The 26,515-nt window shown below is 68.1% G+C and carries 22 protein-coding genes and 2 tRNA genes; 11 read left to right on the top strand and 13 right to left on the bottom strand.

Annotated elements, in window-relative coordinates; translation table 11 throughout:
* Positions 1–69 precede the first annotated feature (69 nt).
* Entirely contained in the window at positions 70–792 is a 723-nt protein-coding gene (locus tag N2M23_RS10265) for a response regulator transcription factor (RefSeq protein ID WP_279672117.1), read from the top strand.
* A 17-nt stretch (positions 793–809) separates the two neighbouring features.
* Complete coding sequence (locus N2M23_RS10260) at positions 810–2,402, top strand: sensor histidine kinase (RefSeq protein WP_265445296.1); 1,593 nt, start codon at positions 810–812, stop codon at positions 2,400–2,402.
* 135 nt (positions 2,403–2,537) lie between these two features.
* Here N2M23_RS10260 and N2M23_RS10255 read toward each other — a convergent pair.
* Positions 2,538–2,629, bottom strand: a tRNA-Ser gene (locus N2M23_RS10255).
* A 240-nt stretch (positions 2,630–2,869) separates the two neighbouring features.
* Here N2M23_RS10255 and N2M23_RS10250 point away from each other — a divergent pair.
* Together N2M23_RS10250 and N2M23_RS10245 are read left to right on the top strand one after the other, a co-directional pair.
* On the top strand, positions 2,870–4,513 hold the full coding sequence (locus tag N2M23_RS10250) for an LCP family protein (RefSeq protein WP_265445294.1): 1,644 nt from the start codon (positions 2,870–2,872) through the stop codon (positions 4,511–4,513).
* Positions 4,513–6,423 carry a penicillin-binding transpeptidase domain-containing protein gene (locus N2M23_RS10245; protein ID WP_265445292.1) on the top strand — a complete coding sequence of 637 codons (1,911 nt, stop codon included), beginning with the start codon at positions 4,513–4,515 and terminating at the stop codon, positions 6,421–6,423. Before N2M23_RS10250 ends, N2M23_RS10245 begins: the two co-directional genes overlap by 1 nt.
* Positions 6,424–6,521: 98 nt before the next feature.
* On the opposite strand, the gene N2M23_RS10240 is transcribed toward N2M23_RS10245, so the two are convergent.
* From N2M23_RS10240 to N2M23_RS10230, 3 genes are all read right to left on the bottom strand, one after another.
* On the bottom strand, positions 6,522–6,725 hold the full coding sequence (locus tag N2M23_RS10240) for a cold-shock protein (protein WP_171152712.1): 204 nt from the start codon (positions 6,723–6,725) through the stop codon (positions 6,522–6,524).
* A 277-nt stretch (positions 6,726–7,002) separates the two neighbouring features.
* On the bottom strand, positions 7,003–8,013 hold the full coding sequence (locus N2M23_RS10235; protein WP_265445289.1) for a phytanoyl-CoA dioxygenase family protein: 1,011 nt from the start codon (positions 8,011–8,013) through the stop codon (positions 7,003–7,005).
* A gap of 67 nt (positions 8,014–8,080) precedes the next feature.
* A tRNA-Ser gene (locus tag N2M23_RS10230) sits at positions 8,081–8,170 on the bottom strand.
* 123 nt (positions 8,171–8,293) lie between these two features.
* Between N2M23_RS10230 and N2M23_RS10225 the strand changes: the two genes are divergently transcribed.
* Entirely contained in the window at positions 8,294–8,677 is a 384-nt protein-coding gene (locus tag N2M23_RS10225; RefSeq protein WP_265445288.1) for a YtxH domain-containing protein, read from the top strand.
* Positions 8,678–8,866: 189 nt separating this feature from the next.
* Complete coding sequence (locus tag N2M23_RS10220) at positions 8,867–9,145, top strand: HU family DNA-binding protein (RefSeq protein ID WP_123269553.1); 279 nt, start codon at positions 8,867–8,869, stop codon at positions 9,143–9,145.
* A gap of 129 nt (positions 9,146–9,274) precedes the next feature.
* Here N2M23_RS10220 and epsC read toward each other — a convergent pair whose 3' ends face one another.
* Both epsC and cysK read right to left on the bottom strand, forming a co-directional pair.
* Positions 9,275–9,910 carry a serine O-acetyltransferase EpsC gene (gene epsC / locus N2M23_RS10215; protein ID WP_265445285.1) on the bottom strand — a complete coding sequence of 212 codons (636 nt, stop codon included), beginning with the start codon at positions 9,908–9,910 and terminating at the stop codon, positions 9,275–9,277.
* Positions 9,911–9,923: 13 nt separating this feature from the next.
* On the bottom strand, positions 9,924–10,859 hold the full coding sequence (gene cysK / locus N2M23_RS10210) for a cysteine synthase A (RefSeq protein ID WP_265445284.1): 936 nt from the start codon (positions 10,857–10,859) through the stop codon (positions 9,924–9,926).
* 143 nt (positions 10,860–11,002) lie between these two features.
* On the opposite strand from cysK, the gene N2M23_RS10205 reads away from it, so the two are divergent.
* Positions 11,003–13,255, top strand: a complete 2,253-nt coding sequence (locus N2M23_RS10205) for a (Fe-S)-binding protein (RefSeq protein WP_265445282.1) — start codon at positions 11,003–11,005, stop codon at positions 13,253–13,255.
* Between the two features lie 66 nt (positions 13,256–13,321).
* Here N2M23_RS10205 and N2M23_RS10200 read toward each other — a convergent pair whose 3' ends face one another.
* Positions 13,322–13,855 carry a hypothetical protein gene (locus tag N2M23_RS10200; protein ID WP_265445280.1) on the bottom strand — a complete coding sequence of 178 codons (534 nt, stop codon included), beginning with the start codon at positions 13,853–13,855 and terminating at the stop codon, positions 13,322–13,324.
* Positions 13,856–13,956: 101 nt separating this feature from the next.
* Between N2M23_RS10200 and N2M23_RS10195 the strand changes: the two genes are divergently transcribed.
* Positions 13,957–15,915, top strand: coding sequence for a vWA domain-containing protein (locus tag N2M23_RS10195; protein WP_265445278.1), 1,959 nt, complete (start codon positions 13,957–13,959; stop codon positions 15,913–15,915).
* On the opposite strand, the gene N2M23_RS10190 is transcribed toward N2M23_RS10195, so the two are convergent.
* From N2M23_RS10190 to egtB, 3 genes are read right to left on the bottom strand one after another with little or no spacing between them, the layout of a single operon-like run.
* Entirely contained in the window at positions 15,912–16,928 is a 1,017-nt protein-coding gene (locus N2M23_RS10190; RefSeq protein ID WP_265445276.1) for a serine/threonine-protein kinase, read from the bottom strand. The genes N2M23_RS10195 and N2M23_RS10190 overlap by 4 nt on opposite strands.
* 24 nt (positions 16,929–16,952) lie before the next feature.
* Positions 16,953–17,939, bottom strand: a complete 987-nt coding sequence (gene egtD, locus N2M23_RS10185) for an L-histidine N(alpha)-methyltransferase (RefSeq protein ID WP_265445274.1) — start codon at positions 17,937–17,939, stop codon at positions 16,953–16,955.
* Positions 17,936–19,237 (bottom strand): ergothioneine biosynthesis protein EgtB, encoded by a 1,302-nt coding sequence (egtB, locus tag N2M23_RS10180; RefSeq protein WP_265445272.1) that lies wholly within the window; start codon positions 19,235–19,237, stop codon positions 17,936–17,938. Before egtB ends, egtD begins: the two co-directional genes overlap by 4 nt.
* A gap of 215 nt (positions 19,238–19,452) precedes the next feature.
* On the opposite strand from egtB, the gene N2M23_RS10175 reads away from it, so the two are divergent.
* The 3 genes from N2M23_RS10175 to N2M23_RS10165 are packed head-to-tail and all read left to right on the top strand — an operon-like array spanning position 19,453 to position 21,813.
* Positions 19,453–19,770 (top strand): hypothetical protein, encoded by a 318-nt coding sequence (locus N2M23_RS10175; protein ID WP_265445271.1) that lies wholly within the window; start codon positions 19,453–19,455, stop codon positions 19,768–19,770.
* Positions 19,767–20,411 (top strand): hypothetical protein, encoded by a 645-nt coding sequence (locus N2M23_RS10170; protein ID WP_265445270.1) that lies wholly within the window; start codon positions 19,767–19,769, stop codon positions 20,409–20,411. Before N2M23_RS10175 ends, N2M23_RS10170 begins: the two co-directional genes overlap by 4 nt.
* Positions 20,404–21,813 (top strand): PGAP1-like alpha/beta domain-containing protein, encoded by a 1,410-nt coding sequence (locus N2M23_RS10165; protein ID WP_265445268.1) that lies wholly within the window; start codon positions 20,404–20,406, stop codon positions 21,811–21,813. The genes N2M23_RS10170 and N2M23_RS10165 overlap by 8 nt, the downstream gene beginning before the upstream one ends.
* 13 nt (positions 21,814–21,826) lie before the next feature.
* On the opposite strand, the gene N2M23_RS10160 is transcribed toward N2M23_RS10165, so the two are convergent.
* From N2M23_RS10160 to N2M23_RS20710, 3 genes are read right to left on the bottom strand one after another with little or no spacing between them, the layout of a single operon-like run.
* Positions 21,827–23,845 carry an ABC transporter ATP-binding protein gene (locus N2M23_RS10160; RefSeq protein WP_425270215.1) on the bottom strand — a complete coding sequence of 673 codons (2,019 nt, stop codon included), beginning with the start codon at positions 23,843–23,845 and terminating at the stop codon, positions 21,827–21,829.
* Positions 23,846–23,847: 2 nt separating this feature from the next.
* Positions 23,848–25,584, bottom strand: a complete 1,737-nt coding sequence (locus tag N2M23_RS10155; protein WP_265445266.1) for an ABC transporter ATP-binding protein — start codon at positions 25,582–25,584, stop codon at positions 23,848–23,850.
* A gap of 27 nt (positions 25,585–25,611) precedes the next feature.
* Positions 25,612–26,217: a TetR/AcrR family transcriptional regulator gene (locus N2M23_RS20710; protein ID WP_341870594.1), complete on the bottom strand. Its 606-nt coding sequence runs from the start codon at positions 26,215–26,217 to the stop codon at positions 25,612–25,614.
* Between the last annotated feature and the right edge of the window lie 298 nt (positions 26,218–26,515).

The following is a 26,515-nucleotide window of genomic DNA, read 5'->3' as shown; positions in this document are numbered from 1 at the left end:
GCAGCCACACAGGATGACCATAGAATTGCCAGTGGTCAGGCACAGCGAGTGACGCGAGAGTGAGGCACCATGAGCACCGCACCCGGCCTGAAGCGCCCCGATGGCACCGCTGTCCGCGTCCTCGTCGTCGACGACGAGAGCAACCTGACCGAGCTTTTGTCCATGGCACTGCGTTACGAGGGATGGGACATCAAGAGCGCCGGCACCGGCTCCGGCGCGGTCCGGACGGCCAAGGAGTTCCGGCCCGACGCGGTGGTGCTCGACATGATGCTCCCCGACTTCGACGGGCTGGAGGTGCTGCGCCGCCTGCGCGACGACGACCCTTCGCTGCCAGTCCTCTTCCTCACCGCGCGCGACGCAGTCGAGGACCGCGTCGCCGGACTCACCGCCGGTGGTGATGACTACGTCACCAAACCGTTCTCCCTTGAGGAGGTCGTCGCCCGCGTGCGTGCCTTGTTGCGGCGTTCGGTGGCGATGACCGAGGAGTCGTCGTCCGTGCTCACCGTCGGCGACCTGCGCCTGGACGAGGACAGCCACGAGGTGTTCCGCGGCGATGACGAAATCTCTTTGACAGCAACGGAGTTCGAGCTTCTTCGCTACCTGATGCGCAACCCGAAGCGGGTGCTGTCGAAGGCGCAGATCCTCGACCGGGTGTGGCACTACGACTTCGGCGGTCAGGCAAACGTCGTCGAGCTCTACATCTCCTACCTGCGCAAGAAGATCGACGCCGGCCGCGAGCCGATGATCCACACCATGCGCGGCGCGGGTTACGTGCTCAAGCCCGCCGGCTGAGGGAGCCCACCGCCTCGATGAGCGCCTCCCTGAACCCGTCGCGGTGGACGCTGCGCACCAAGCTCGTCGCCTGGATGCTGCTGCTCTTCCTCGCGATCACGTTCGCCGTGGGTGCGCTCACCGTCTGGCAGCTCAACCGCATGCTGCAAGGCCAGGTCGACAACCAGCTCTACCAGTCGGCGCGGGCGTTCAACGGCCCCGACGGACGACTCACCGTCGGCGGCCCGCCGCCGGTGGCGGGGCAGTCCCTCCGGGTCACCCTTGACCAGTCGACCGGCAAGGTTGCCAAGCTGCTCGTCAAGAGCTCGGGAGGGCTCAACCCCGGAGGGTTCTCCACGGACTACTCGGTCGAGTCCGACAACAGCGTCTACAGCTATCGCAACATCGACCACCTCACCGATGCGCAGGTCGAACTGCTGCAGAAGGCCGGCATCGGGCAGCAGCCCTCCTCGATCGATCTTGGCGGGTCGCTCGGCGAATATCGCGTCATCGCAGTGCAATCCAACGCTGTCGTCGCGACGTCCGCCAACTCGGCGGCCCCCAAACCGGTGAACACCGTGATCGGGTTGCCCACCGGTCCGACCAGGACGACCGTCGCCAAGACCGCCGCCGCGGTGGCGCTGCTCAGCGCTTCGGGCGTGATCCTGGTGGGACTGGCCGCGGCATACATCATCCGGCGCAACCTGGAACCGCTGCGCCGGGTCGCCGCGACCGCCACCCGGGTCTCGCGCCTGCCGCTGTCGTCCGGCGAAGTGGTGATGACCGAACGCGTCGCGGCCCGCGACACCGACGAGGGCACCGAGGTCGGTCAGGTGGGCGCCGCGCTCAACGGGATGCTCGACCACATCGACAACGCGCTCACCGCCCGGCACCAGAGCGAGCAGCAAGTGCGGCAGTTCGTCGCCGACGCCTCGCACGAGTTGCGCACGCCGCTCGCCTCGATCCGCGGCTACGCCGAACTGTCCCGCCGCGAGCCGGAGCCGGTGCCGACCGGCGTCACCCACGCGCTGGGCCGCATCGAATCCGAGGCCGACCGCATGACCGCGCTCGTGGAGGATCTGCTGCTGCTTGCGCGGCTCGACTCCGGGCGCCCCCTGGAACGCTCCCAGGTGGACCTGACGATCATCGCGATCGAGACGGTCAGTGACGCGCAGGTCGCCGGGCCCGGGCATCTGTGGTCGCTCGACCTGCCCGAGGATCCGGTCGAGGTCGAGGGCGACGCCTCGCGCATCCGCCAGGTCGTGATCAACCTGCTGGCCAACGCACGCCGGCACACACCGGAGGGCACCCGGGTGGTGATGTCGCTGCGGCCCGACGGCGAGGGCGTGCTGCTGCAGGTCAGCGACAACGGACCCGGCATACCCGCCGAACTCGTGCCCCGCATCTTCGAGCGGTTCACCCGCGGCGACTCCGCGCGCAGCCGGTCCGAAGGGTCGACCGGCCTCGGGTTGTCGATCGTGCACGCCGTCGTCACCGCCCACCACGGACGGGTGGGTGTCGAGTCAACCCCCGGCAACACGGTCTTCTCGATCTGGTTGCCGCACCGCCAGCCGGCCGAGTCCGGTGACTCGGCGAGCGACGCGAACACCGCTCCCCGCGTGCAGGTATGACGCGAAAACCACGCGGGCAGAGCACTTTTCAGCGTGCGCGAGCGCTGCACTCCGGCCATCCGCTGACGCCGGCCCCTGCCAATAAAACTGAGCAGGACCCCGACCAAAATCGTGTCGGGGTCCTGCTCAGTTTTGCGGAGGCGGAGGGATTTGAACCCTCGATGGGGTTTTAAGCCCCAAACCCGCTTAGCAGGCGGGCGCCATAGACCAGACTAGGCGACGCCTCCAGCACACCTGGCTCGCTCACAGACACGCGGTGTTTTTGTATCCGCCCGTCAGACATGCACCATGGTGAAGCGTGGCAAGGCTACCCAAGGGGTGGCACTCCGTCCAAAACGGGTACGAGCTCGACGCAACCGAACGGTGTCCTTCGGCGTCTTCTGATTCGGGGGACGACGATCCCGGGGGTGGGTGAGAATGACCGACGGTCATAATTGTCACGGATCGGTAACAGCGAAGGCAGGCGTATGACGGGCGATGCCCACACACCAGCATCACGACGCGGGGGACGGTCCCCGCGGCGTCCTGCGGTCGACCCCGACGAGACCATCATCGCCAGCCGACGAGCACTCGCCGGACGCGAGGAGCAGACCTCGGCCCCGAAGACACGACAGGCGGCTCGAGAGGTCCGATCGCACGAGGTGCGCAGAGCCATCGGCCTGACCGCCTTGTCGGCGCTGCTGCCGGGACTCGGCCTGCTGTGGACCCGCCGGCGCAACATCGGATTGCTCTTCCTCGGCCTGGTCGCAATCGCGGCGATCAGCCTCGGGATCATCGTGCTGAGCGGTGGCCTGGTGCAAGGTGGCGCCCGCCTGCTGACCACCAAGGGCCTGATCCTGCTGCTCGGCATGTGCATCGGCGGCGGCCTGTTGTGGCTGGCCGGCATCGTGCTCACGGCCGTCACGACGGCCCAGTTGCGCTGGCCCAGCCAGACGCGCGCACTGCACGCCGGCTTCGCCACTTTGATGTGCCTGGTGGTCGCCGCACCGACCGCGATCGCCACCCGTGACGTCTGGGTCACCCGCGACACGTTCGCCTCGGTCTTCCAGGGCCAGAGCAACAAGGACGCGGTCAACCCCGGCGGCGGCAGCAACCCGTGGAAGGACATCCCCAGGGTCAACATCCTGCTGTTCGGCTCGGATGCCGGTGCCGACCGGGTCAAGCAGCGCCCCGACTCGCTCATCGTGGCAAGCGTCGACACCAAGACCGGTGACACCGTGCTGGTGAGCGTGCCACGCAACATGGGCCGCGCCCCGCTGCCACCGTCCAACCCCCTCTATTCCAAGTACCCCAACGGATTCACCTGCCTGCCCGGGCAGAACGACAACGCTTGCGGCCTGATGGAGGGCATCTGGCAGGCGGGCGAGGACAACAAGGACCTCTTCCCCGCCGACAGCGAGGACCCCGGGCTGGTGACCACTCGCGACGCCGTCACCGGCATCACCGGCTTGAAGATCGACTACACCGCCACCGTCGACCTGCAGGGCTTCCAGCAGTTGGTCGACGCGATGGGCGGGGTCTACGTCAACGTCAAGCCCGACCCCAACTCGGGCTACGACGGCATCCCGATCGGCGGCAAGCTGGACAGCGCGGGCAACGTCATACCGGGTTCGATCACCGGCATGATCAAGCCCGGCTATCAGAAGCTGGATGGCTTCCACGCCCTGTGGTACTCCCGCAGTCGCGTCGCCAGCGGCGACGACCAGCGGATGCGCCGGCAGCGCTGCATGATCAACAACCTGATCTCGCAGGTCGACCCGTTCACGATGGTCACCAAGTTCACCTCGATCATGTCGGTCGCGCAGAAGAACATCCGGATCGACATGAACCAGGACGACCTGCCCGCCTTCGCGACGCTCGCCGAGCGGATGAAGAGCGGCAACATGCGCTCGGTCAACATCTCCGATCCGGTCAGCAACTCCAACCCGAACTACCCCAAGATCCATTCGCTGGTGCAGAAGGCGATCGAGACCCCGCACAACCCGAAGGCCGCGACGCCGAAGAAGAGCAGCTCGCCGGCGCCGAGCCCGAGCAGCAGTTCGACCGCGCCGAGCTCCAGCAGCTCCTCCACCTCGGCCAACCCGATCAGCGACACCGCCGACAGCTGCTAATGAGCTCTCGCACCGTGCTCGGCGTCACCGGCGGCGCCCTCGTGGTTGCTGCCGGAGTCGGCGGATACATGTTCTGGCAGCAGGGCCAGGAGGTCAGCAAGGCCGACGATGCGGCGCGCGCCGCGGTGACCGCGTTCGCCCGTGATTGGTCGGCGCGCACCCTGGACCAGGCGACGTATGTCGGCACCTCCCCGCAGGCCGCGGCTGCGAACTTCGCCACCGCGACCGGAGCGCTCGGCAACGGGCCGATCGCGGTCAATGTCGCCAAGTTCAATCGGGACGGTGACAACGCCACCGCGACGCTGCGCGTGGACTGGTCACTCGGACAGGGCCGCACCTTCAGCTGGGACGACCCCGTCCAGTTGGTCAAGCAGAACGGCACCTGGGGTGTGCAGGTCAGCGCGAACTCCTCGCTCTGGCACCCCAAACTGCAGGCGGACGACTCGTTCGCGGTCAACACCGCGCCCGGCTCCCGTGGCGAGATCAAGGGCGCCGAGGGCAGCGACGTGATGACCAACCAACCGGTCTACGACCTGTCCATCGACCCGGTGAAGGCGACGGAAGGGTCGGTGACGCAGCTGCAGAACGCGACCGACATCCCCGGTCTGGTCACCAAGTTGCAGGCCGCCAAGAAGTCCGGCTCGAAGGCGCCGATCCCGGTCGTGACCTACCGCGGCGACGACTACGTCGTGGTGCAGAACGCCGTCGAGGACCTCACCGGGATCATCGTCGAGCAGCGGCAGCAGCCGCTCGCGCCGACCCGCACCTGGGGGCAGCCGATGCTCGGCTCGGTCGGCCCGGCAACGGCCGACATGCTCAAGAAGAACCCCGGCAAGTATCGCCCCGGGCAGATCGTCGGCCTGTCCGGTTTGCAGGCGCAGTATGACCAAACCCTCGGTGCGACACCGGGTTTCACCATTACGCCACACTCCGACACCAGCCAGGTGCTGTACGGCACGCCCGCCAAGAGTGGCAGCACCGTCGCCACCACGCTGGACCCGCGTGTGCAGACCGCCGCGGAGAAGGCGCTGGCCGGGCAGAAGGGCAAACCCGCCGCGATAGTCGCGTTGGACGTCAAGAGCGGCAACGTGCTCGCGGCGGCAAACTCCCCGTCATACGGCATTGAGCGGGCGATGAGCGGCCACTACGCGCCGGGCTCGACGATGAAGATCGCCAGCGCCTACGCGTTGCTCAGCAAGGGATTCGACCCGAACACGATCGTGCCCTGCCCGAAGAACGTCGTGGTCGACGGCTACCAGATCGGCAACTTCGAGGGCGAGACGGCCGGCAAACCGAAGTTCAGCGAGGACTTCGCCAAGTCGTGCAACACCGCATTCGTCAACGCCACCAAGGGTTTCAGCGACACCGACCTGCAAAAGGCGGCGAATGCACTGGGGTTCGGCGTCGACTGGAGCAAGCAGGTCGGCTTCGCCGGCGCCTACGCCGGGAACGTGCCCGTCGCGAACGGCCCTACGGACAAAGCGGTTTCGGTCTTCGGACAGGGCCGAGTGCTCGCCTCGCCGCTGTCCGTCGCGGTGATGGCCGGCTCGGTCGCACGCGGGTCGATGATCCCGCCTGCCCTCGTCACCACACCGGCGCAGGACGGCTCGCGGACCCCGAAACCGTTGGATGCCAAGGCAATCGGCGAGCTGCGGTCGATGATGCGGCTGACCGTCACCGATGGCACCGCAACCGAGCTGAAGAAGACACCCGGCGGCGACGTCTATGCCAAGACCGGCACCTCGGAGTTCTCCGAGGGTGGCAAGAGCGGCGCACACGCGTGGCTCGCGGGCTGGCAGGGCAACGTGGCGTTCTGCGTCCTGGTCGAGGACGTGCCGAGCGGCAAGAGCGGGGGCACCGTTGCGGCCCCGGTTGCCAAGGACTTCCTGACCACACTCGACGCCAGCTGACCGGCCCGGCAGACACAAAACCCCGGCACCGAGTCGGTGCCGGGGTTCGTGCTGGTCGGGTCAGTACCCGGCCATGAGAAGTCTGATGTCTAGGACGTTCAGACCGGGACCACGTTGGTGGCCTGCGGGCCCTTGTCGCCCTGGGTGATCTCGAACTCGACGCGCTGCGCCTCCTCAAGGCTGCGGTAGCCCTGAGTCTGAATCGCGGAGAAGTGAACGAAGACGTCGGGGCCGCCGCCGTCCTGGGCAATGAAGCCGAAGCCCTTCTCAGCGTTGAACCACTTGACGGTTCCCTGTGCCATTGGGGGTAACTCTCAATCTGTTTGTTTCATGGCTGCCGGTCGCGAACTTTACGCGGCCGTCGAAAGCTGAGGCATCCCCCCAATGGGTGAACTACCGCTCACAAACTGTGGCGCCCGTCGGTGCGGGCGCCGGAGTCCAACGAGGAACTGCAACTGCATTCGAACCATGACCGTAGCACGCTCGATGTGAACGTGAGGTGACGAGCAGTTGGCAGATATTCGGGTGCGGACGGCCACCCTCCGCAACCGCCGAAACTGATTGTTGGATAAGGAAGTTTCAGCGCTTGCCCTTGGGCGCGGCGCCCCGCCAACCCTCCAGCGCACCGCCGGCCACACCTCGCAGCCGGCGCTTGACGGCGCGGCCGTAGCGCTGGGTGAAACTCTGCTGCGCGGCGGCTGGCACGGGGCGGTCGCGGTAGACGATCTTGGTCTCAGGCTCCGGCTGCGGCATACCCATGTACCAGAACGGTTCCCAGTCCTTCTTGCGCCCGGCCCGCTTGTCGTCCTTGACCTCGGACGGCATGTCACGCACGACGAACCCGGCGTCCGCGAGCTCGGCGCGGATCTCGTCGGTGAACGGTCGCGAGCGCCACGCATTGACCATGTAGGTGCGCGTCTTGAGGTAGTCGAGGTAGCGGCGGCCATGCTTGTCGTCGGCGCCGATGTGGGCGAAGATCGCCATCCGCTCATCGTGAGCGGGCGCAATCTCGTTGTCCGGGAACGCATTCCACTCGTTTGGCTCCGGGAAGCGGGCCTCCGGGTCCTTCAGCAGGGTCCCGGCGCCCGAGTGGGTGATCCGCATGCTCCACACGAGCAGGTCGCGCGGGCTGTTCTTCAGGTAGGTCGTCTCGCCCGTCTCCAGGTCGCAGATGTCGTGCGAACCGACCTTGACGTTGAGGCCACCGGTGTGCGCGGTGTGGTCCTGCAGGTAGATGCCGAACCGGAGCTGGGTGTAGCGGTCGTCCCAGTCGGGAGCGTCACGGTCGAGGCGGTCGGTGTTGTCCTTGTGCCAGGCGCGGATCTTGCCGTTGATCGTGGCCGAGCTGTCCCCGCCATACAGGATCTGATCGGTGCCGAGCAGTTTGCCGGCGACCGCGGCCATCTTGCCGTCGGTCAGCACGTGGCGCAGTGGGCTGGTCGCGAGCTCGCCGCCGCCGGATCCGCAGTGCGCGCTCACCTGTCGACGCATCTGCTCGACCTCGTCATCGGTGTACGCGTCCGGCAGGATCGCGAAACCGTCCCGCCAGAACTTGTCGACGTCCAGATCTGCCAGTGCCTGCTCGAACACCTAAGCCCCCAATTCCCTTCGTTCACTGCTGGTCCGCTGTCCACGATAGGTCGAATCCGGGCCGGTGTGGCGGAGGGCGTGGGATTCGAACCCACGATGCGCGTGAACGCATAGCGGTTTTCAAGACCGCCGCACTAGGCCACTATGCGAGCCCTCCTGGTCCGCCGACGCCGTCGAGCGGAACGTTGCACATGGTACGTCCCGCTGTTCGTCGCCGAGTAGGGTCGTCGGAAGCGCCAGTGGCGCAGGCCGAAGAAGCAACCATTTGGGAAGGACCGCGATGAGCAAGTTGGGCTTCGTCGTCGGAATCGCCGCCGGATACGTCCTCGGAGCACGCGCCGGGCGCGAGCGATACGAACAGATCAAGCAGATCGCCGGACAGGCCTGGAACCACCCCGCGGTCGCCGATCAGCGCACCAGGACCGCCGAGCAGATCAAGCAGCGCGGACCCGAAGTCGCCGCAGCGGCGGGCCAGGCCGCCATCAAGGGAGCCGGGCAGGCCGCGAAAAGTGCTGTCACTGCTGGGTTTCAGGCGGCCGTAGGCAACAAACCGGGGCCGGTCGTGCCGGGGACCCTCGCCGAAGGCGCGTCATACGACCAGGACGAACGCAGTGCCGACGCAGCCGACGAGAGCCTCAGCAAGGCCGCCGAAGCGACGCGCTGAACGCGCCGAAAGGCGGGGTGTCGTGGACCTCGACCCCTGCGGCGTCTACCGTGGGAGCGAGCCACACCCCAGCAATGGCGCGGAATATCCGGGTCGGGGTGGGTCGGAGTCGCCGTTTCCGGCGGCTTGCCACGATCGACGGATCGGCATCGGAGGGTGCCGATCCCCGAGACAAGGACAGGACCATTCATGAACCGCACTGACCTCGCGAGCACGATCGCCCAGCGCACCGGCGTGAGCGTCAAGGACGCCAACGCTGTCATCGGCGGCCTCAACGACGTCATCCTCGAGGCGATCGGCCGTGGCGAGAAGGTCCAGCTGCCGGGCCTGCTCACCATCGAGCGCGTCGACCGCGCGGCCCGCACCGGCCGCAACCCCCGCACCCGCGAGGAGATTCAGATCCCCGCGTCGAAGGCTGCGAAGGTGACCGTCGGCTCCAAGCTGAAGGCTGCCGCCAAGGGCGAGTGACCGCACGGCGTACGAACGCGATGGGGCGTGGTGACCGGCTTCGGTCACCACGCCCCATCGCGTTGTCTCCGCATCTCGTAAGACGCAGTGACGCCGGCGTCACGGGCAGTTACGAGACGCCGGTGAGTTTCAGATCCACAGCTCCGGGTCGGCGTAGAGATCCGGCTGCGCGGACGGCGCCTGCGGAAAGCGCACCTTGGCGGGTATGCCGGTGGCGATCGCCTGCGGCGGCACGTCCTTGACGACCACGGCGTTGGCGCCGATCTGGGAGTGCGGGCCGATGAAAACCGGCCCGAGCACGCGGGCGCCCGCACCGATCGTCACGCCATCGCCGACCGTCGGGTGCCGCTTGACCCGGTCGAGCGATCGACCCCCGAGCGTCACCCCGTGGTAGAGCATCACGTCGTCGCCCACCTCGGCGGTCTCGCCGATGACGACACCCATCCCGTGGTCGATGAAGAACCGCCGCCCGATGGTCGCGCCGGGATGGATCTCGACGCCGGTCGCTGCCCGGGCGGCCTGCGAGACCAACCGAGCGGGCAGCCGCCAGCGGCCGCCGCGCTGCCACATCCGGTGCGAAACCCGGTGCGCCCACAGCGCCTGCAGGCCGGGCGACGCGAGCGCCATCTCCAGCCGCGAGGTCGTCGCCGGGTCGCGCACGAGCGCCGCGTCGAGGTCTTCCCGGACCGCTGCGACCGCGTCACGCACCGACTGGGCCACCGGCTTACGCCGGGACCCAGTCGTCAGCATCGTCGGGTGCGCCATGCTCGTCAGTCTGTCAGTCGAGCAGGCCCTCGAAGAGGATCGTCGACAGGTAGCGCTCGCCGAAGCTCGGGATGACCACGACGATCGTCTTGCCGGCCGACTCCGGGCGGGCGGCGACCTGTGCGGCGGCGGCAAGCGCGGCACCGGAGGAGATGCCGACCAGCAGGCCCTCGTCGGTCGCGGCCTTGCGCGCCCACTCCACGGCGGTCGCCGCGTCGACGTCGATGACCTCGTCGTAGATCTCGCGGTCGAGGATCTCCGGCACGAAGTTGGCGCCGAGACCCTGGATCTTGTGCGGGCCGGGGTCTCCGCCGTTGAGGATCGGCGACTCGGCCGGCTCGACGGCGACGATCTTGACGTCCGGCTTGCGGTCCTTGAGCACCTGGCCCACGCCGGTGATCGTGCCACCGGTGCCGATGCCGGAGATCAGGATGTCGATCTTGCCGTCGGTGTCCTTCCAGATCTCCTCGGCGGTCGTCTCGCGGTGGATCTGCGGGTTGGCCTTGTTGGCGAACTGCCGGGCGAGCACGCCGCCGCGCTCCTTGGCGATCTCCTCGGCCTTGTTGACCGCGCCCTTCATGCCCTCGGCACCCGGGGTGAGGATCAGCTCTGCGCCATACGCCTTGAGGAGGGCCTTGCGTTCCTTGCTCATCGTCTCGGGCATGGCCAGCACGACGTTGTAGCCCTTGGCGGCGCCGACCATCGCCAGCGCGATGCCGGTGTTGCCGCTGGTCGCCTCGACGATGGTGCCGCCCGGCTTCAGCTCCCCCGACTCCTCGGCTGCCTTGATGATCGCGGCACCGATGCGGTCCTTGACCGAGGCGGCCGGGTTGTTGAACTCGAGTTTGGCGGCCACGGTCGCACCGCTGCCGGACGTGTCGATGATCCGGTTGATGCGGACCAGCGGGGTGTTGCCGATCGCCTGGGTGACGTCGTCGAGGATGGGCACGGGCGAGACCTTCTCTTTCTCGGGCCGCCGAGCGCGGCAGGGTGGAAGTTATGACCATTCCAACAGGCCGTTATTGTATGACGCAACCCGCGTCCACGACGGCGAAGGTTACTGACCGGTAACAGCTGGTTAGACTGCCCCTCATGTCAGCTCTGCAGATCATCGCCGCGGTGCTCACCCTCGCGATCACCGCCGCCGGCATCGCCTTCGCGGTGCCCGCGGTCATGAGCATCGTCGGCGGCTTCCGCCTCGGCCAGCCGGAAAACCGCTTCGACCACAAGCTCGAACGCACCAAGACGCTGATCCGGGAGTTCCTCGGGCACACCCGAATGTCGCGGCTGCCGATCGTGGCGGTCGCCCACTGGTTCACGATGATCTCCTTCATCGTGCTGTCGCTGGCGGTACTCGCGTCCTACTTCCAGATCTGGGACCCGACCTTCGTGCTGCCGATCATCGGCCACTTCGTGCTCTTTGAGTGGGTCACCGAGGTCCTCGGCTGGGGCGGCCTGATCGGCATCGTGTGGCTGATCTGGAACCGCCGCAAGAACCACCCGGCCCGCTCGGCCGGCCGCGACGGACGCCGCTCGCGGTTCTTCGGCTCGACCTTCTGGCAGGCCTACTTCGTCGAGATCGTCATCCTGATCGAGATCATCTGCGTGCTGGTGCTGCGCGGCCTGGAGTATGCGATCGCCAAGGACGAGGGCGAGAGCACCGCCAACGCCCTGCACTTCCCGCTGACCTTCTGGTATGGCAACGGTTTCCACGCCCTCGACGTCGACACGGTGAAGTCGCTGATCGTCGTGATCTCGGCGATCAAGATCATCACCGCGATGACCTGGCTGATCGTCATCTCGCGCAACGTGACGATGGGTGTCGCCTGGCACCGCTTCCTGGCCTTCTTCAACATCTTCTTCAAGCGGCACGCCGACGGCCGCACCTCGCTCGGCGCGCTGCAGCCGATGGAGGTCGACGGCAAGCCGGTCACGATGGAGCTGCTCGAGGAGCTCGACGAGGACGCCTCCTTCGGGGTCGGCAACGTCGAGGAGTTCACCTGGAAGGGCCTGCTCGACTTCTCCACCTGCACCGAGTGCGGCCGCTGCCAGAGCCAGTGCCCCGCCTGGAACACCGACAAGCCGCTCTCGCCGAAGCTGCTGATGATGACGCTGCGCGACCACGCGCACGCGAAGGCGCCATACCTCGAGGCGGCGGCGAAGGCCGGCGGCACCGGCCCGGCGACGCCCGACAACCCGATCAGCGAGATCCCGCTGATCGGTGCGACGGGGTATGACGAGCAGGCGGCGCTCACGGCATACAACCCGCTGGGCGACGCGGACGCGATCGTCGACGAGGACGTGCTGTGGTCGTGCACCACCTGTGGCGCGTGCGTCGAGCAGTGCCCGGTCGACATCGAGCACGTCGACCACATCGTCGACATGCGCCGCTACCAGACGCTGATCGAGTCAGCCTTCCCGAGCGAGCTCGGCGGCCTCTTCAAGAACCTCGAAGGCAAGCAGAACCCGTGGGGTATGGCGGCTCGCGCCCGGCTCGACTGGGCCAAGGGGCTGCCGTTCGAGGTGAAGGTCTTCGGCCAGGACGTCGAGTCGCTCACCGAGGTCGACTACCTCTTCTGGGTCGGCTGCGCCGGCGCCTACGAGGACCGCGCCAAGAAGACGACCCGCGCGGTCGCCGAACTTCTTGACACTGCTGGGGTTTCGTTCGCCGTGCTGGGTGACGGCGAGGCCTGCACCGGTGACCCGGCGCGGCGCGCGGGCAACGAGATGCTCTTCCAGGCGCTGGCGTCGCAGAACGTCGAGACGCTCAAGGAGGCCGGCGCCACCAAGATCGTGGTGACCTGCGCACACTGCTTCAACACGCTGAAGAACGAGTATCCGCAGCTGGGCGGCGACTACGAGGTGGTGCACCACACGCAGCTGCTCAACCGCCTGGTGCGCGAGAAGAAGCTGGTGCCGGTGGCCCGTCCGGACGAGGCCGAGACGTCCAATATCGCCTCGACCGCCCCGACCGTGACCTACCACGACCCCTGCTACCTCGGTCGGCACAACGGGGTCTACGCGCCGCCGCGCGAGCTGATCGGCTCGCTGCCCGGTGTCGAGCTGCGCGAGATGGAGCGCTCGGGCATGACGTCCTTCTGCTGTGGCGCCGGTGGCGCGCGCATGTGGATGGAGGAGAAGCTCGGCACCCGCATCAACTTGAACCGCACCAAGGAGGCCGTGGCGACCGGCGCCGACCGGATCGCGATCGGCTGCCCGTTCTGCCGGGTGATGCTGACCGACGGCCTGACCGCCGAGCAGTCCGACGGCAACGCGCGCGAGGACGTCGAGGTGGTCGACGTGGCGAACATGCTGCTGGCCGCGGTCAAGCGCGGCGGAAAGTAGTCACCCCCGCGGGTCTCGTAAGCGAAGGTGGCGCTGACGTCACGGTCGCTTACGAGATGCCGGCGACTAGGGGCGCGACAGCGTCCGCTCCCAGTGCGCTTCGGCGGTGGCGGTCCGCGAGGCGCCATAGGTGCGCAGCAGCTCGGCGATCTCGGGGTGCCCCGATGCGGCCAGGTCGGCCACGGCGAGCCAGTCGGCCGCATCGGCAACCTGACGGAAGAGCTCCTGCACCTGCCGCGCGCCGGACTGCGCAGCGGGCGCCGGCGCGCTGATCGGCACCGTGTGGGTGGTGGTCCAACTGTCCTGCGACGCCTCGATCTCGGGTATGACGGCAGCCGCCTCCTGCTCGGTCAGCCGCCCGGCGGCCAGGTCGCCCGCGAGCGCCCGCAGCCGGGTGAGCCGGGCGTGCGCCATCGGGTTGCCGATCTTGACCCGGCGACCGCTCACCAGGTGCGACAGCATCGGCGCGGACAGCCCCAGCACCTGCGCGATGCGGCCCTGGGTGAGCCCGAGCGTGCCGCCGATCTGCTCGATGACCTGTGCGAGGGGTGCGCCGTACAGCTCGGTTTGCGCGGCGCGGCCGGCGGCAATGTCGTCCATGAGCGTCAGCCTAGAATTTCTCGTTGACGATCGGAAACCAGATCGCGCTTCTTTCCGTCAGTAGTTGCATCATTACGAACGGAAACAACGGAAGGCGCATCATGTCCACGTCCCGCATCGCCGCCATGGCGGCAGCCACCGCAACCCTGTCCGCCAGCGCCACGCTGGGCGCGGTCGTCATGCCGACCGCGCACGCCGACCCGGCCGGCAGACTAGAGATCGTGCTGGATTCATCCGGCTCGATGGCCGATCCGGCAACCGACGGCAAACCCAAGATCCAGGCCGCCCGGCAGGCGCTCACCACGATGGTGAACGGCATGCCAGCCGGCTCGCAGGTCGGCATGCGGGTGTATGGCGCGACGCAGTCCCCCGGCAAGGACACCGCGGCGGCATGTTCCGACAGTCAACAGGTTGTGCCGATCGAAACGCTCGACAAGAGCAAGCTGAACGCCGCGATCGGACGCTACTCCCCCAAGGGACAGACGCCCACGTCATACGCATTGAAGGAGGCGGCCAAGGATCTCGGCGACTCGGGTCAGCGCTCGATCGTGCTGGTCTCCGACGGTGAGGCGACCTGCTCCCCGGACCCATGTGTCACCGCCAAGGAACTGGCCAAGCAGGGCGTCGACCTGCGGGTCGACGTCGTCGGCTTCAAGGTCAGCCAGAAGGCACGGGGTCAACTGCAGTGCATAGCGTCGGCGACCAACGGCCAGTACTACGACGCGGCCGACACCAGCGGGCTCACCTCCGCGCTGCAGACCGCGAAAACCCGTGCGCTGCAACCGTTCTCGATCGGCGGCAAGCCAGTGACCGGCACGCCGACCAGCTCCGGGGCGCCGGTGATCGGACCTGGTCGCTGGACCGACAAGGCGCCGGCCACCGGCAAGGTCGCCAAGTTCTACGCGCTACAGCACACCATGCCGAACAGCAGTTTCCTGGTCGGGGTCACCAGCCGCCCGTCGGCTGAAGACAGCCAGTTGCAACTGCAACTGAAGACTCCCGACGGCACCAGCTGCGGGTCGATCTCCCCGACAGCCTCCAATAATCTCTTCGGCCGCACGCTGCTGACCGGGGCCCTGTCGTCGGCGTCGACCAACAGCACCACCAACAAGGCGTGCGCGTCGCAGAACCTGACCTTGTCGGTGTCGCAGACCGATTGGGGCAACGACGCCGCGGGAACGCCGGTCGAGTTGGACGTGGTCGAAGTGCCGGCCGCGACCAACGAAGGCGTGCTGCCTCGGGAGGCGGACGACCCGACCTGGCAGACGATGCCCTCAGCTGCCACGCCCACCCCGACTCCCGGCGGCACCGGCCTGCCGGATGCGTCACCGGTGACATCGGGCTCGAACTCGTCGTTCGACCTGCTGCCCGGCGAGACGAAATTCTTCAAGGTGCCGGCGACCTGGGGCCAGCAGATCCAGGCGCAGGCGACGGCCGAGCAGAATCCGACCTACGGCTCGGGCAGCTACCGCAACCTTTCGGTCTCCATCCTGTCGCCGGCCGGCGGTTACGTGCAGGACGGGCTGCCGCAGCAGATGCCGGACACCGGCAGCGGCAAGCTCAACAACTCGGCGTTGATCAGCGACGACGGAGCGATGGTCGGGGCCACGACGGTGCCGATCCGCTACACCAACAGCGGCTCCTACTCCGAGCGGACCGAAGCCACGTCGGCACCGGGCGACTACTACATCGCGGTTGCGCTCACGCCCCAGAGCGGGGACAAGCCGGACACCCAGCGCTCGCCGCTGAAGATGACGCTGCAGGTCGCAACTGCCGGCAAGGCCGGCGAGGGCGCACCGACCTTCGCGGCGGGTCAGCAGGTGAAGACGCCGACCGGCACGGTTGCGACCACCGCGGACGATGGCGCGGGATCGACTGCCAGTGCTAGCGGTTCGGCTTCCGGGTCGAGCGAAGTGACCGGCGTGGACCGGGTGATCGGCGACCCGCCGACGGCAGCGGACGGTGCCACCAACTGGACGCTGATCGGCGGAGTCGGCGGCGGCGCGGCGTTCCTCGCGGCGCTCGGTGCAGTGGCCGCGTTCGCGATGCGCCGACGCTAACCGGCGATCAGCACGATCAGCACCACCACGAGGATGGCCGCGAGCGCAAAGCTCGCGGCCATCACTGTGCGCAGCCGCTGGCGAAGCCGGTCATCGGGTGCTGGGTTGTCCTGGCGCACAGCAGGCTTCGGCTTCGGCAGCGCGACCGCGACCTGCTCGCCCGTGGCAGGCGTGGCGATGCGTTCGGTAGGCGGCTGCGGGTCCGGCGCGTCGGCCACCTGCTCAAAGACGTATGGCGCATCGGCCGCGCCGGCCCATGGCGCCCCGTCCGGCACCGCCGGCGCAAGCATCGCCCGCGCCTCGGCTGCGGATTGCACTCTGTCCGCGGGGTTTTCGGCGCTCAACGCACGCAGCACCGGCCACAACGGGCCGGCTCCGTCGGTCGGCAACTCGTCGGGTGGCTGGCCGGTGAGCAACTGCCGGCCGATGACGCCCACGGCATACAGATCGTTGCGCGGGTCCGGATCGGCGCCGGCCAGCTGCTCCGGCGCGAGGTAGCCGCTGGTGCCGACCGTGGTGCCGCGAGCGGTCAGACGCGGCTGGCCGACGACCGCGGCGACACCGAAGTCGGAGATCCGCACGAACGGCCTTGTGTCACCGGTGGGTTCGAGCAGCAGATTGGCCGGCTTGAGATCGCGGTGCACCACGCCGGCTCCGTGGATCGCGGTCAGCGCGTCGAGCACCTGGTCGAGCAGCACCGCGACATACGCCTCCGGCAGCGCGCCGTGGTCGCCGAGCAGGGTCGCCACCGAGCCGCCCCGCACCAGCTCCATGGAGAGCGCGACCAACTCGTCGTCGGCGGCGAAGCCCTGCGGCGCGACCACGTGCGGGTGTCGCACGCGCAGCGATTGTTCACGCACGAAGCGCAGCATCGTGCCGGCCTCGCTCTGGGTGAGCACCTTGACCGCCACCCACTCGCCGCGCTTGCGGTCGAACGCCCGCCATACGGCACCTACGCCGCCGGCACCGATCTGCTCGTGCAGCTCGTAGCGGCCGGCGATCGGGTCTGCCATGACCGGCACCTTAGCTGGGGCGGCTCACTCCGCCTGCCGGGTCGCCAGCGTCAGCGCGAAGTCACCCGCCTCGTCGGTCCACACCCGGGTGACGGCCAGCCCGGCCGCCTCCAACTCGGCGGCGATGCCACTGATCCGGAACTTGGAGGAGATCTCCACCCGCAGCTCCTCGCCGCTGGCCAGCTCGAAGTCGAGGTCGGCGCCCGGCAGCCGCACCCGCTGCGGCTCCTCGGCGCGCAGCCGCAGATCCATCCGCTCCATGTGCGGGTCCCAGAACGGCACGTAGGAGAACGCGCCGACGTCGAGGTCGCCGTCCAGCTCCCGATTGAGCACGCGCAGCACGTTGCGCACGAACTCCTCGGTCACCCCCTGCTCGTCGTGGTAGGCCGCGATGAGCCGGTCGGCGCTCTTGACCAGATCGGTGCCGAGCAGCACCGAGTCGCCAGGCTCGAGCACGTCGGCGAGCGCGCCGAGGAAGGCGGCGCGCTCCTCACGGTAGAGGTTGCCGATCGTGCCGCCGAGGAACGCGACCGTGCGGCGGCCACCCTGGGGCAGGTGGGCCAGGTGCAGCGTGAAGTCGCCGACCACGGCCTCGACCGCGAGCCCCGGATAGCGCTGCGCGATGGTGTCGGCCGCTTCTCGCAGGGTCGCTTCGGAGACGTCGATCGGCGCGAACCGGGTCAGCTGCCCGTCCTGGGTGAACGCGTCGAGCAGGATCCGAGTCTTCTCGCTGGTGCCGCTGCCCAGCTCGATCAGCGTCGTGGCACCGCTGGCCTGCACGATCTCGTCGGCGTGCGCGGTGAGGATCTCGTGCTCGGCACGGAACGGGTAATACTCCGGCAACCGGGTGATCTCGTCGAAGAGCGCCGAGCCGTGGTCGTCGTACAACCACTTGGGGGTGATGGTGCGCGGATGACTGCCGAGGCCCCGGCGGATGTCGGCGACCAGGCTGCCGACCGCCCAATCGGGGTCGAGCAGCACGGACACGACCGGTTCGCGGGCGTCGCTCATCGAACACCGCCATCCGCGAGGCGCAGCCCGGTCATCGGCCAGCGCGACCCGGCCGGGAAGAAGTTGCGGTAGGACGCGCGGGTGTGGCCGGGCGGCGTCAGCGCACAGCCGCCGCGCAGCACCATCTGGCCGGACATGAACTTGCCGTTGTATTCGCCGATCGCACCCTCCGCCGGGTGAAAACCGGGATAGGGCAGGTATGCCGACGACGTCCACTCCCAGCAGTCGCCGAACAACTGCCGCAACCCGCCGGTTGCCGGCCCGGCCGCGCGGGCGTGGAAGGTGTCGGCATTGGCAAGGTTTGCCGTCTCGTCCGGCTCATCGGCGAGGGTCTGCGCGGCGTGCTCCCACTCGGCCTCGGTCGGCAGCCGCTTGCCGGCCCAGGTCGCGTAGGCGTCGGCCTCGTAGTGACTGACGTGGGTGACCGGCAGGCTCGGATCGACCGGGAACGTGCCGTGCAGCGTGTGCTCGAACCAGACCCCGTCGACCTGCTGCCAGTAGAACGGCGCGCGCCAGTCCTCACCGGTCACCTTGCCCCAGCCGTCGGACAGCCACAGCTCGGCGCGGTCGTAGCCGCCGTCGGTCATGAAGTCGAGCCATTCGCCGTTGGTGACCAGCCGGTCGCCAAGCCGGTAGGGCTCGAGGAACGTGCGGTGCCGCGGGAGCTCGTTGTCGAAGGAGAAGCCCTCGCCGTCGTGGCCGATCTCGACCAGACCACCCTCGACGTCGACCCAGCCGAGCCGGTCCGGGGTGCCGGGCTGGTCGGGGCTCCCGTCATACACCGGTTGGAGGGGGTTGACCGACAGCACGTGCTTGATGTCCATCAGCAACAACTCCTGGTGCTGCTGCTCGTGGTGGAAGCCGAGCTCGATGGTGCCGGCGAGCTTGTCGAGCGTGCCCTCGTCGAGGGAGTCGATCAGGTCGCGCATCCGGGTGTCGACGTTGCCGCGGTAGCTGCCGACGTCGTGCGCACCGGGCCGGCTGATGTGGCCCCGCTCGGCGCGGGCATAACGCGGGCCGACCGCCTCGTAGTAACTGTTGAACAGGAACCAGTATTTGTCCTGGTATGGCGCGAACCGCTGCTCGTGCTCGGCGAGCACGAACGTCTCGAAGAACCACGTCACGTGCGCGCGATGCCACTTGGTCGGCGAGACGTCGGGCATCGACTGGACGGTCTGATCCTCCGGGGAGAGCGGGGCCGCGAGCTGCTCGGTGCGGGCGCGCACCTGGTCATACCGGCGCGCCAGGGCATCGGCAGTCCACGGGTCGGCAATGCGTGGGCTGAGCTGGGTGGTCACGCTGCGTGTCACCTCCTGCCCGGTCAGGGGGCAGCGACGCCCAAGGGTGTGCGGACGCCACCGGACCGAGCCTTGCCACGAGCCTAGGCACGAGCACCGACAACCGACCAGGTATGACGGAACGAAATCCACATCTGCCCGCATGTTCACCGGCTGTCCACAGTTGGCCGATCCGAGCCTGCCGGCCAGGCGGTGACCGCCTTAGCGTCGTTGCCATGTCCGACGACCCAGCACAAATCCGGGCGCAGGCCCGGCAAGCAGCAGCCCTCGCGACACGAGCCAGAGCGGCTGCTGTCGCGGTCTCCGGCAACGCCGGCGTGCAGTGGCGCAGTGTCGGCGCCGACCGATACCGCCAACGGCTCACCGATCGGGCCCGCGACTTCCGCGCACGGGCCGACGATCTGGACCGGCTGAGCCGGCTGCTGCTGAGTCATGCCCGCCACGTCGAGGATCACGAGCGCGCGGTCGGGTCGGTGGTCGACGGGGTGAAGAACGTCGCCAAGGTGGTCAGTCCGGCAGGACTGGGGCTGTGACCGCCACGGTCGGGGTCCCGGTGCACAGCAACGCGCTGGGGCACGCCGATGCGGCAGCGCTGGCGAGTGCGCTGCGACGCCTGCCGCACCTGGCGCTGCACGCCTCGACCGCGACGCGGTCGGTGACTGCGCTCGCTGGTCGCACCGGGGAGGACTTCGCCCTGCTCACGCCGCGCCGGGGACGTCCGTCGCTGCTCACCCGTGGGCCCGGTGACCAACTCGGCCGCGAGCTCACCCGGGTCGTGCCGGCGATGCAGGAGCTGGTCGGCGCGGTCGAGATGCGGGCTCCGACCGCCTCGGCCGACGTGTCGCTCGGCCCGGGCGACGCACTCGCGCTCGCCGAGCTGGCGCGTCGCGGGGACCAGTCCCGGCTCGACGTCGCCCTGGCGGAGGTCGGGGTGCCCGGGTTGCCTTGGTGGATATCAGATTTCGCGTGGGGCGCGCGGGCACAGCTGTCGATCGCGCTGGTTGTCGACGGCGAGTGGCGAGCGAGCACGTCGATGCAGCTGCTCGAGCGCGGCTGGGGGTGCCTGCACGCCGATGAGAGTGGGGACATCGGCTTCGCGCCGTTGACTGCCGAGCGCGTGCAGGCCAGAGTCGGCACGTTCAGCCGGTTGCTGATGGGAGCCGGCGATGACTGACCCCGCCGGCTGCCGGGTGACCGGTGGCTCCGCATCGACCGAGGCCGATCTGCTCGACATGCGCGGCACCGCGGCCAGGCTCGATGGGTCGGGCGACGACGCAGGTGACCTGTGCGGCGCGGTGTTGTCGGTCGGGGCGTCGCTGCCGGCCAAGAGTGCACTGCTGTCCCCCGGCTCGGCAGCGAGCATCGCGGAGGAGATCGTCGAGCTGACGGCGTCGCTCGGCGCGCTCAAGCTCCGGATGGAGTTCGTGGCCAGCGGGATGCGGTGGAGTGCAACCGCATACGAGCTCACCGACGCCGCCCAGCGTCAGGCGCTCGCGGCTCTCAATGCGGTGACCGCGGTGCCCCGGCTGGCAACGTCCGCTGCGGAGGCGACCGCGCTCGCGAGCCTGCAACTCGAGTGGACTACCTCGTCGGTCTCGTTCGGCGGCCTGCGCCTTGCCGTGGGGCACCCCGATGCCGGCGCCTGGACCGACGATTTCAAGGGTGTGATGGGCCGGGAGCTCTACGACGACCCGGCAATGACCGACGGGCTGGTCGACGTCCTCAGCGCTGCCGGAAGCACCCAAGGTCTGAGTTTCGAGGGGGCGATCGCCGGTGCCCTGGTGCTCGCCCGCGGGGTCGGGCTCGCGGCGCCGAGCCTGCCGATCAGCACCCGCCAGACCGGTTCGGGTCCCTCGCCCGGCAAAACGCGGGACATTGCCGACCTGGTCGCCGACGCCGGCAGCGTCGAACACGCCTCCGGCGAGGAGCGTTCGGCGGTGCGGGTGCGCCGCACGATCGGCGTCGACGGCCGCGGCGCCTGGGTGGTGCTGATCCCCGGCACCGCGACCTGGGCGATCGGCACGCCGCATGGGCCGTCGGACATCTCGACCAACCTGGAAAGCGAAGCGGGCACGCCATCGCAGCTCTACCCGGCGATCGAGCGGGCGCTGCGGGCGGCGATGGACGAGTCGGGTGTCCCGCCCGGCGCCGAGCCGGTGATGCTGGTCGGGCACAGTCAGGGCGGGATCGTGGCCACTCGGATGGCCGCCGATGCCGCGTTTCGCAAGACCTACCAAGTGCGCGAGGTGGTGACCGCGGGCGCCCCGGTGTCGCGGATCCCGTTGCCGGACGACGTCAACCTACTTGCGCTCGAGGACCTCCACGACCCGATCCCTCGGCTCGACGGCCGTGATGAGCCGGATGCAACCAATCGCGTCCAGGTCCAGTGCGATCCGCGCGGCGCACAGGAGACGCGTGACGCAGCCAAGACCCACGACGTGGACCGTTATGCCCGGTCGGCACGTGAACTCGACCGGCGCAACCCCGACCCGCAGCTGCGCCAGTGGTACGACCGCAACCGACGGTGGCTGGGCGGCGACGAGGAGGTGTTCGACTTCGAGCTGCGCCGCGGTTGACGTGGACCGGCCGCTAGTGCGCGGGTGCCGCGACCTCGTCCTCCTCGTCGGCGACTGCGCCTTCGAACTGCGACATGTAGAGCCGGTAGTAGGCACCGCGCGCCTGCAGCAGGTCCTCGTGATTGCCCTGCTCCACGATGCGGCCTTCCTCCATCACCAAGATCGTGTCGGCGTCGCGGATCGTCGAAAGCCGGTGTGCGATCACGAAACTCGTCCGATCCGACCGCAGCGCCGCCATCGCTTCCTGCAGCATCACCTCGGTGCGGGTGTCGACCGATGACGTCGCCTCGTCGAGGATCAGCATGGCCGGGTCGGCGAGGAACGCGCGGGCGATCGTGATCAGCTGGCGTTCACCCGCCGAGACCCCGGAGCCCTCCTCGTCGATCACCGTGTCGTAGCCGTCGGGCAGTGAGTGCACGAAACGGTCGACGAAGGTCGCGCGGGCGGCCGCCATGATCTCATCCTCGCTCGCGTCCAGCCGGCCATAGGCGATGTTCTCCCGGATCGTGCCGTGGAAGAGCCAGGCGTCCTGCAGCACCATCCCGATGCGCGAGCGCAGCTGTCGTCGTGAGACGTCGGTGATGTCGCGGCCGTCGATCAGGATGCGCCCGGAGCCGAGCTCGTAGAACCGCATGATCAGGTTGACCAGGGTGGTCTTGCCGGCACCGGTCGGTCCGACGATCGCGACCGTCTGACCGGGCTCGACACTCAGCGAGAGATCCTCGATCAGGGGGTGTGCTGCGTCATACCCGAAGCAGACGCGGTCGAACTCGACTGCACCCTTGGTCGGTGCCATCGGTTCGTCACGCTCCGGCACCTGCTCCGGGGCGTCGAGCACCTCAAAGACCCGCTCGGCGCTCGCGACACCCGACTGCATCAGATTGACCATCGACGCGAGCTGGGTGAGCGGCTGGGTGAACTGCCGCGAATACTGCACGAACGCAGTCACATTGCCGAGCGTCATCGAACCGTTCGCCACCTGCAGACCACCGATCACGCAGACCACGACGTACTGCAGGTTGCCGACGAACATCATGATCGGCATCACCAGACCACTGACGAACTGCGCGCGCCAACTGACGTTGGTGAGTTGTTCGTTGGTCTCGTCGAAACGGGCGTCCACCTCGTGCTGCCGGCCGAACACCTTGACCAGCTCGTGCCCGGTGAACGTCTCCTCGATCTGACCGTTCAGTTGCCCGGTGTGGCCCCACTGGGCGATGAAGAGCTTCTGCGAGCGGGCCATCACCTGCTTGGTCACCAGCAGCACGATCGGTATGGCGATCATCGCGATCAGCGTGAGCCACCAGGAGATCGTCAGCATCATCACGATGACGCCGATCACGGTGAGCCCGTTGACCAGCAGCTGGCTCACGGTCTGCTGCATCGACTGGCCGATGTTGTCGATGTCGTTGGTCACCCGCGAGAGCAGCTCGCCGCGCGGCTGCCCGTCGAGGTAACTGAGTGGCACCCGGTTGACCTTGTCCTCGACGTCCTTGCGCAACTTGTTCATGGTGCGCTGCACCACCCGGTTGAGCAGCCGTGCCTGTAGGAACTGGAAGAGACCGGCGCACAGGTAGAGCGCCAGGACGATCAGCAGGATGCGACCGACAGCGCCGAAGTCGATGCCGACACCGGGGGTGACGGTCATCCCGGACACCATGTCGGCGAACGTGTTGTCGCCACCCGCGCGCAGGGCCGCGACGACGGCCTCCTTGGTCTGGCCGGCCGGCAGCTGCGCACCGACGGCGCCCGAGTAGATCTTGTCGACCGCCTGCCCGAGCACCTTCGGGCCGATCACGTTGAGCGCGACCGAGGCGACGGTCAGCGCCAGGATCACGATCAGGGTCGCCCGGTGCGGCGACAGGCGGCCGAGCAGTCGTTTCGCCGAGCCCTTGAAATCCTTCGATTTCTCGCCCATGCCGACGCCCATCGCGGGCCCCCCGCCACGGCGTACCGGCTTGGCATCCGTCGGCCCCGGGTCGGCGGCCTTGTCGTGGTTGGTGTTGTCGTTAGTGGTGGTGTTGTCCGTCATGTTCAGGCCACCTCCTCGTTGCCGCCCAGTTGCGATTCGACGATCTCCCGGTATGGCGGGCACGTGTCGAGCAATTCCTCGTGCGTGCCGACTCCGACCGCGGCGCCGTCGTCCAGCACGACGATCTTGTCGGCGCCCTGAATGGTCGAAACACGTTGCGCCACAATGAAAACGGTCGCGTCGTGGACCCGTGGCGCAAGCGCACGGCGCAGTCGCTGATCGGTCGCCAGGTCTAGGGCCGAGAACGAGTCGTCGAAGAGGTAGATCCGCGGCTGGGCGACCAGCGCGCGGGCGATGCACAGCCGCTGTCGCTGACCTCCCGAGACATTGGTGCCGCCCTGGTTGATCGGTGCGTCGAGACCGCCGTCGAGGCGTTCGACGAAGTCACGCGCCTGCGCGACCTCCAACGCCTGCCAGAGCTCGTCGTCGGTCGCGTCCGGGTTGCCGTAGCGCAGATTGGACGCGACCGTCCCGGAGAAGAGATAGGCCTTCTGCGGCACGATGCCGATGTGCCCCCAGAGCAGGGCTGGGTCGAGTTGCCGCACGTCGACGCCGTCGACCAGCACCTGCCCGTCCGTGGCGTCGAACAGCCGGGCGATCAGCGAGAGCAGGGTGCTCTTGCCCGAGCCGGTCGAGCCGATGATCGCGACCGTCTGGCCCGGCTCGGCATACAGGTTGATGTCGCGCAGCACCGGCTGATCGGCACCGGGATATTGCATCGTCGCACCCTTGAGTTCGACGACGCCGCGGACGTTTTCGGGCGTCACCGGTGCGCTCGGTGCCTGCACCGACGGCTCGGTGTTGACGACCTCGCCGATGCGCTCGGCGGCGACCGCCGCCCGCGGGATCATCATGAACATGAACGTCGCCATCATCACCGACATCAGGATCTGGATGAGGTAGGTCATGTATGCCGACAGCGACCCGATCTGGACGTCGCCGGCGGCGACCTGGTGTGCACCGAACCACCAGACGCCGACCGTCGACAGGTTCATCACGGTGAAGACCAGCGGGAACATGATCATCATCAGGCTCCCGACCCGGATCGAGATGTCGGTGAGTTCGTCGGTGGCCTTGCCGAACCGCCCCGTCTCGTAGGGCTCGCGGGTGAAGGCACGGATCACGCGAACGCCCGAAAGGTGCTCGCGCATCACCCGATTGACGGTGTCGATGCGCGTCTGCACCAGTCGGAAGCCGGGGACCATCTTGCGGACGATGAGTCCGACGGCGACCGCGAGCACGACGACCGCGACCAGCACCAGCCAGGACAGACCGGCATCCTGGCGCAGCGCCATGATCACCCCGCCGACCATCATGATCGGCGCCGAGATCATCAGCGTGCAGCCCATCAGCACGAGCAACTGCACCTGCTGAACGTCGTTGGTGCTGCGGGTGATCAGCGACGGTGCACCGAACTGCCCGACCTCGCGGGCGGAGAACCGGCCCACGGCCCGGAACACCGAGGTGCGAGTGTCGCGGCCGAAGAACATCGCGATGCGGGCGCCCATGTATGCCGCGCCGATCGAGCCGATGACCTGCACCAGCGAGATGGCGAGCATGATGCCGCCGGTGTGCCAGATGTAGCCGGTGTCGCCGCGGGTGACGCCTTTGTCGATGATGTCGGCGTTGAGCGTCGGCAGGTAGAGGTTGGCGCCGACGTTGATCAGTTGCAGCACCACTAGTGCCGCGAGTAGGCCGCCATACGGCCTGAGTCTGGTCTTGATGAGTTGTAACAGCATGTTCGTCCCCTTGAAAGTCTGGTGTTCTCAGTCTGATTCGCGCTTGAGCACGCCGTGCAAGATCGTGTCGGCGATCTGCTCGGGGGTGAGCAACGCGCCGTCGCTGATGTGGTGATGAGTGCCTGCGAAAGTGAGCAGCCGCACCTGCAGCAGCAGTTGATCGAGCGGCACTCGCAGCAGCGGCTCGTCGCCGGCGAACACGTCGCGGATCTCTTCCGCGACGCTTTGGTCACGTTCGGGGCGGTCCCGATGTCGCTCCGGCGGCCCGACGAGCCCGAGCGCGCTCATCAACTCGAAGATGTCCTGGAAGCGACCTTGGAGCAGACCGACGTACGCCGTCAATCGAGTTTCCAGCCCGGCGGATCGGTCGATGGCCGCGAGCTCCCGCAGGAACGGCTCGGGGTCGAGCACCCGGTCGATCACCGCGTCGAACAGTTCCTCCTTGCCCGCAAACACCCGGAAGATCGTGCCCTCAGCGACGCCCGCCGCCTGCGCGATCTGCTTGGTGCTCGGCCGTTGACGATGCTCGCGAATCGCCTCGATGGTCGCCACGATCAGCGCTTCCCGCCGCTCCTCCGGTTTCATCGGAGCGGCACGCTTGGCGGCCCTGGCGGTCGTGCGTTGAGTGCTCACGGGACGACCGTAACACAAATGAGTGAGTGCTCACTCATTTGTGTGGGCGTGCACAAGCCGCAACCGTTTCGAGTTATGCACGCCCCGCCCCGGATCCGCGCGCACAACCCGCAACCGTTTCGAGTTATGCACGCCCCACGCGCTATTCGCGCGCACAACCCGCAACCGTTTCGAGTTATGCACGCCCCACGCGCTATTCGCGCGCACAACCCGCAACCGTTTCGAGTTATGCACGCCCCACGCGCTATTCGAAGTCGCTCTCCGTCGGCGGCGCCGGCTCCGGCGCGCTCGCCGACGC

It is taken from the genome of Flexivirga meconopsidis (genome assembly GCF_026162425.1).
Classification (GTDB): domain Bacteria; phylum Actinomycetota; class Actinomycetes; order Actinomycetales; family Dermatophilaceae; genus Flexivirga; species Flexivirga meconopsidis.
This window is presented reverse-complemented; position numbering and strand designations above follow the sequence as displayed.

Excerpts from the sequence above, each read along its gene's own strand:
- N2M23_RS10265 (WP_279672117.1), top strand. The coding sequence starts at position 70 with ATGAGCACCGCACCCGGCCTGAAGCGCCCCGATGGCACCGCTGTCCGC.
- N2M23_RS10260 (WP_265445296.1), top strand. The coding sequence starts at position 810 with ATGAGCGCCTCCCTGAACCCGTCGCGGTGGACGCTGCGCACCAAGCTC.
- N2M23_RS10250 (WP_265445294.1), top strand. The coding sequence starts at position 2,870 with ATGACGGGCGATGCCCACACACCAGCATCACGACGCGGGGGACGGTCC.
- N2M23_RS10245 (WP_265445292.1), top strand. The coding sequence starts at position 4,513 with ATGAGCTCTCGCACCGTGCTCGGCGTCACCGGCGGCGCCCTCGTGGTT.
- N2M23_RS10240 (WP_171152712.1), bottom strand. The coding sequence starts at position 6,725 with ATGGCACAGGGAACCGTCAAGTGGTTCAACGCTGAGAAGGGCTTCGGC.
- N2M23_RS10225 (WP_265445288.1), top strand. The coding sequence starts at position 8,294 with ATGAGCAAGTTGGGCTTCGTCGTCGGAATCGCCGCCGGATACGTCCTC.
- N2M23_RS10220 (WP_123269553.1), top strand. The coding sequence starts at position 8,867 with ATGAACCGCACTGACCTCGCGAGCACGATCGCCCAGCGCACCGGCGTG.
- epsC (WP_265445285.1), bottom strand. The coding sequence starts at position 9,910 with ATGGCGCACCCGACGATGCTGACGACTGGGTCCCGGCGTAAGCCGGTG.
- N2M23_RS10205 (WP_265445282.1), top strand. The coding sequence starts at position 11,003 with ATGTCAGCTCTGCAGATCATCGCCGCGGTGCTCACCCTCGCGATCACC.
- N2M23_RS10200 (WP_265445280.1), bottom strand. The coding sequence starts at position 13,855 with ATGGACGACATTGCCGCCGGCCGCGCCGCGCAAACCGAGCTGTACGGC.
- N2M23_RS10195 (WP_265445278.1), top strand. The coding sequence starts at position 13,957 with ATGTCCACGTCCCGCATCGCCGCCATGGCGGCAGCCACCGCAACCCTG.
- N2M23_RS10190 (WP_265445276.1), bottom strand. The coding sequence starts at position 16,928 with ATGGCAGACCCGATCGCCGGCCGCTACGAGCTGCACGAGCAGATCGGT.
- egtD (WP_265445274.1), bottom strand. The coding sequence starts at position 17,939 with ATGAGCGACGCCCGCGAACCGGTCGTGTCCGTGCTGCTCGACCCCGAT.
- N2M23_RS10175 (WP_265445271.1), top strand. The coding sequence starts at position 19,453 with ATGTCCGACGACCCAGCACAAATCCGGGCGCAGGCCCGGCAAGCAGCA.
- N2M23_RS10165 (WP_265445268.1), top strand. The coding sequence starts at position 20,404 with ATGACTGACCCCGCCGGCTGCCGGGTGACCGGTGGCTCCGCATCGACC.
- N2M23_RS10160 (WP_425270215.1), bottom strand. The coding sequence starts at position 23,845 with ATGACGGACAACACCACCACTAACGACAACACCAACCACGACAAGGCC.
- N2M23_RS10155 (WP_265445266.1), bottom strand. The coding sequence starts at position 25,584 with ATGCTGTTACAACTCATCAAGACCAGACTCAGGCCGTATGGCGGCCTA.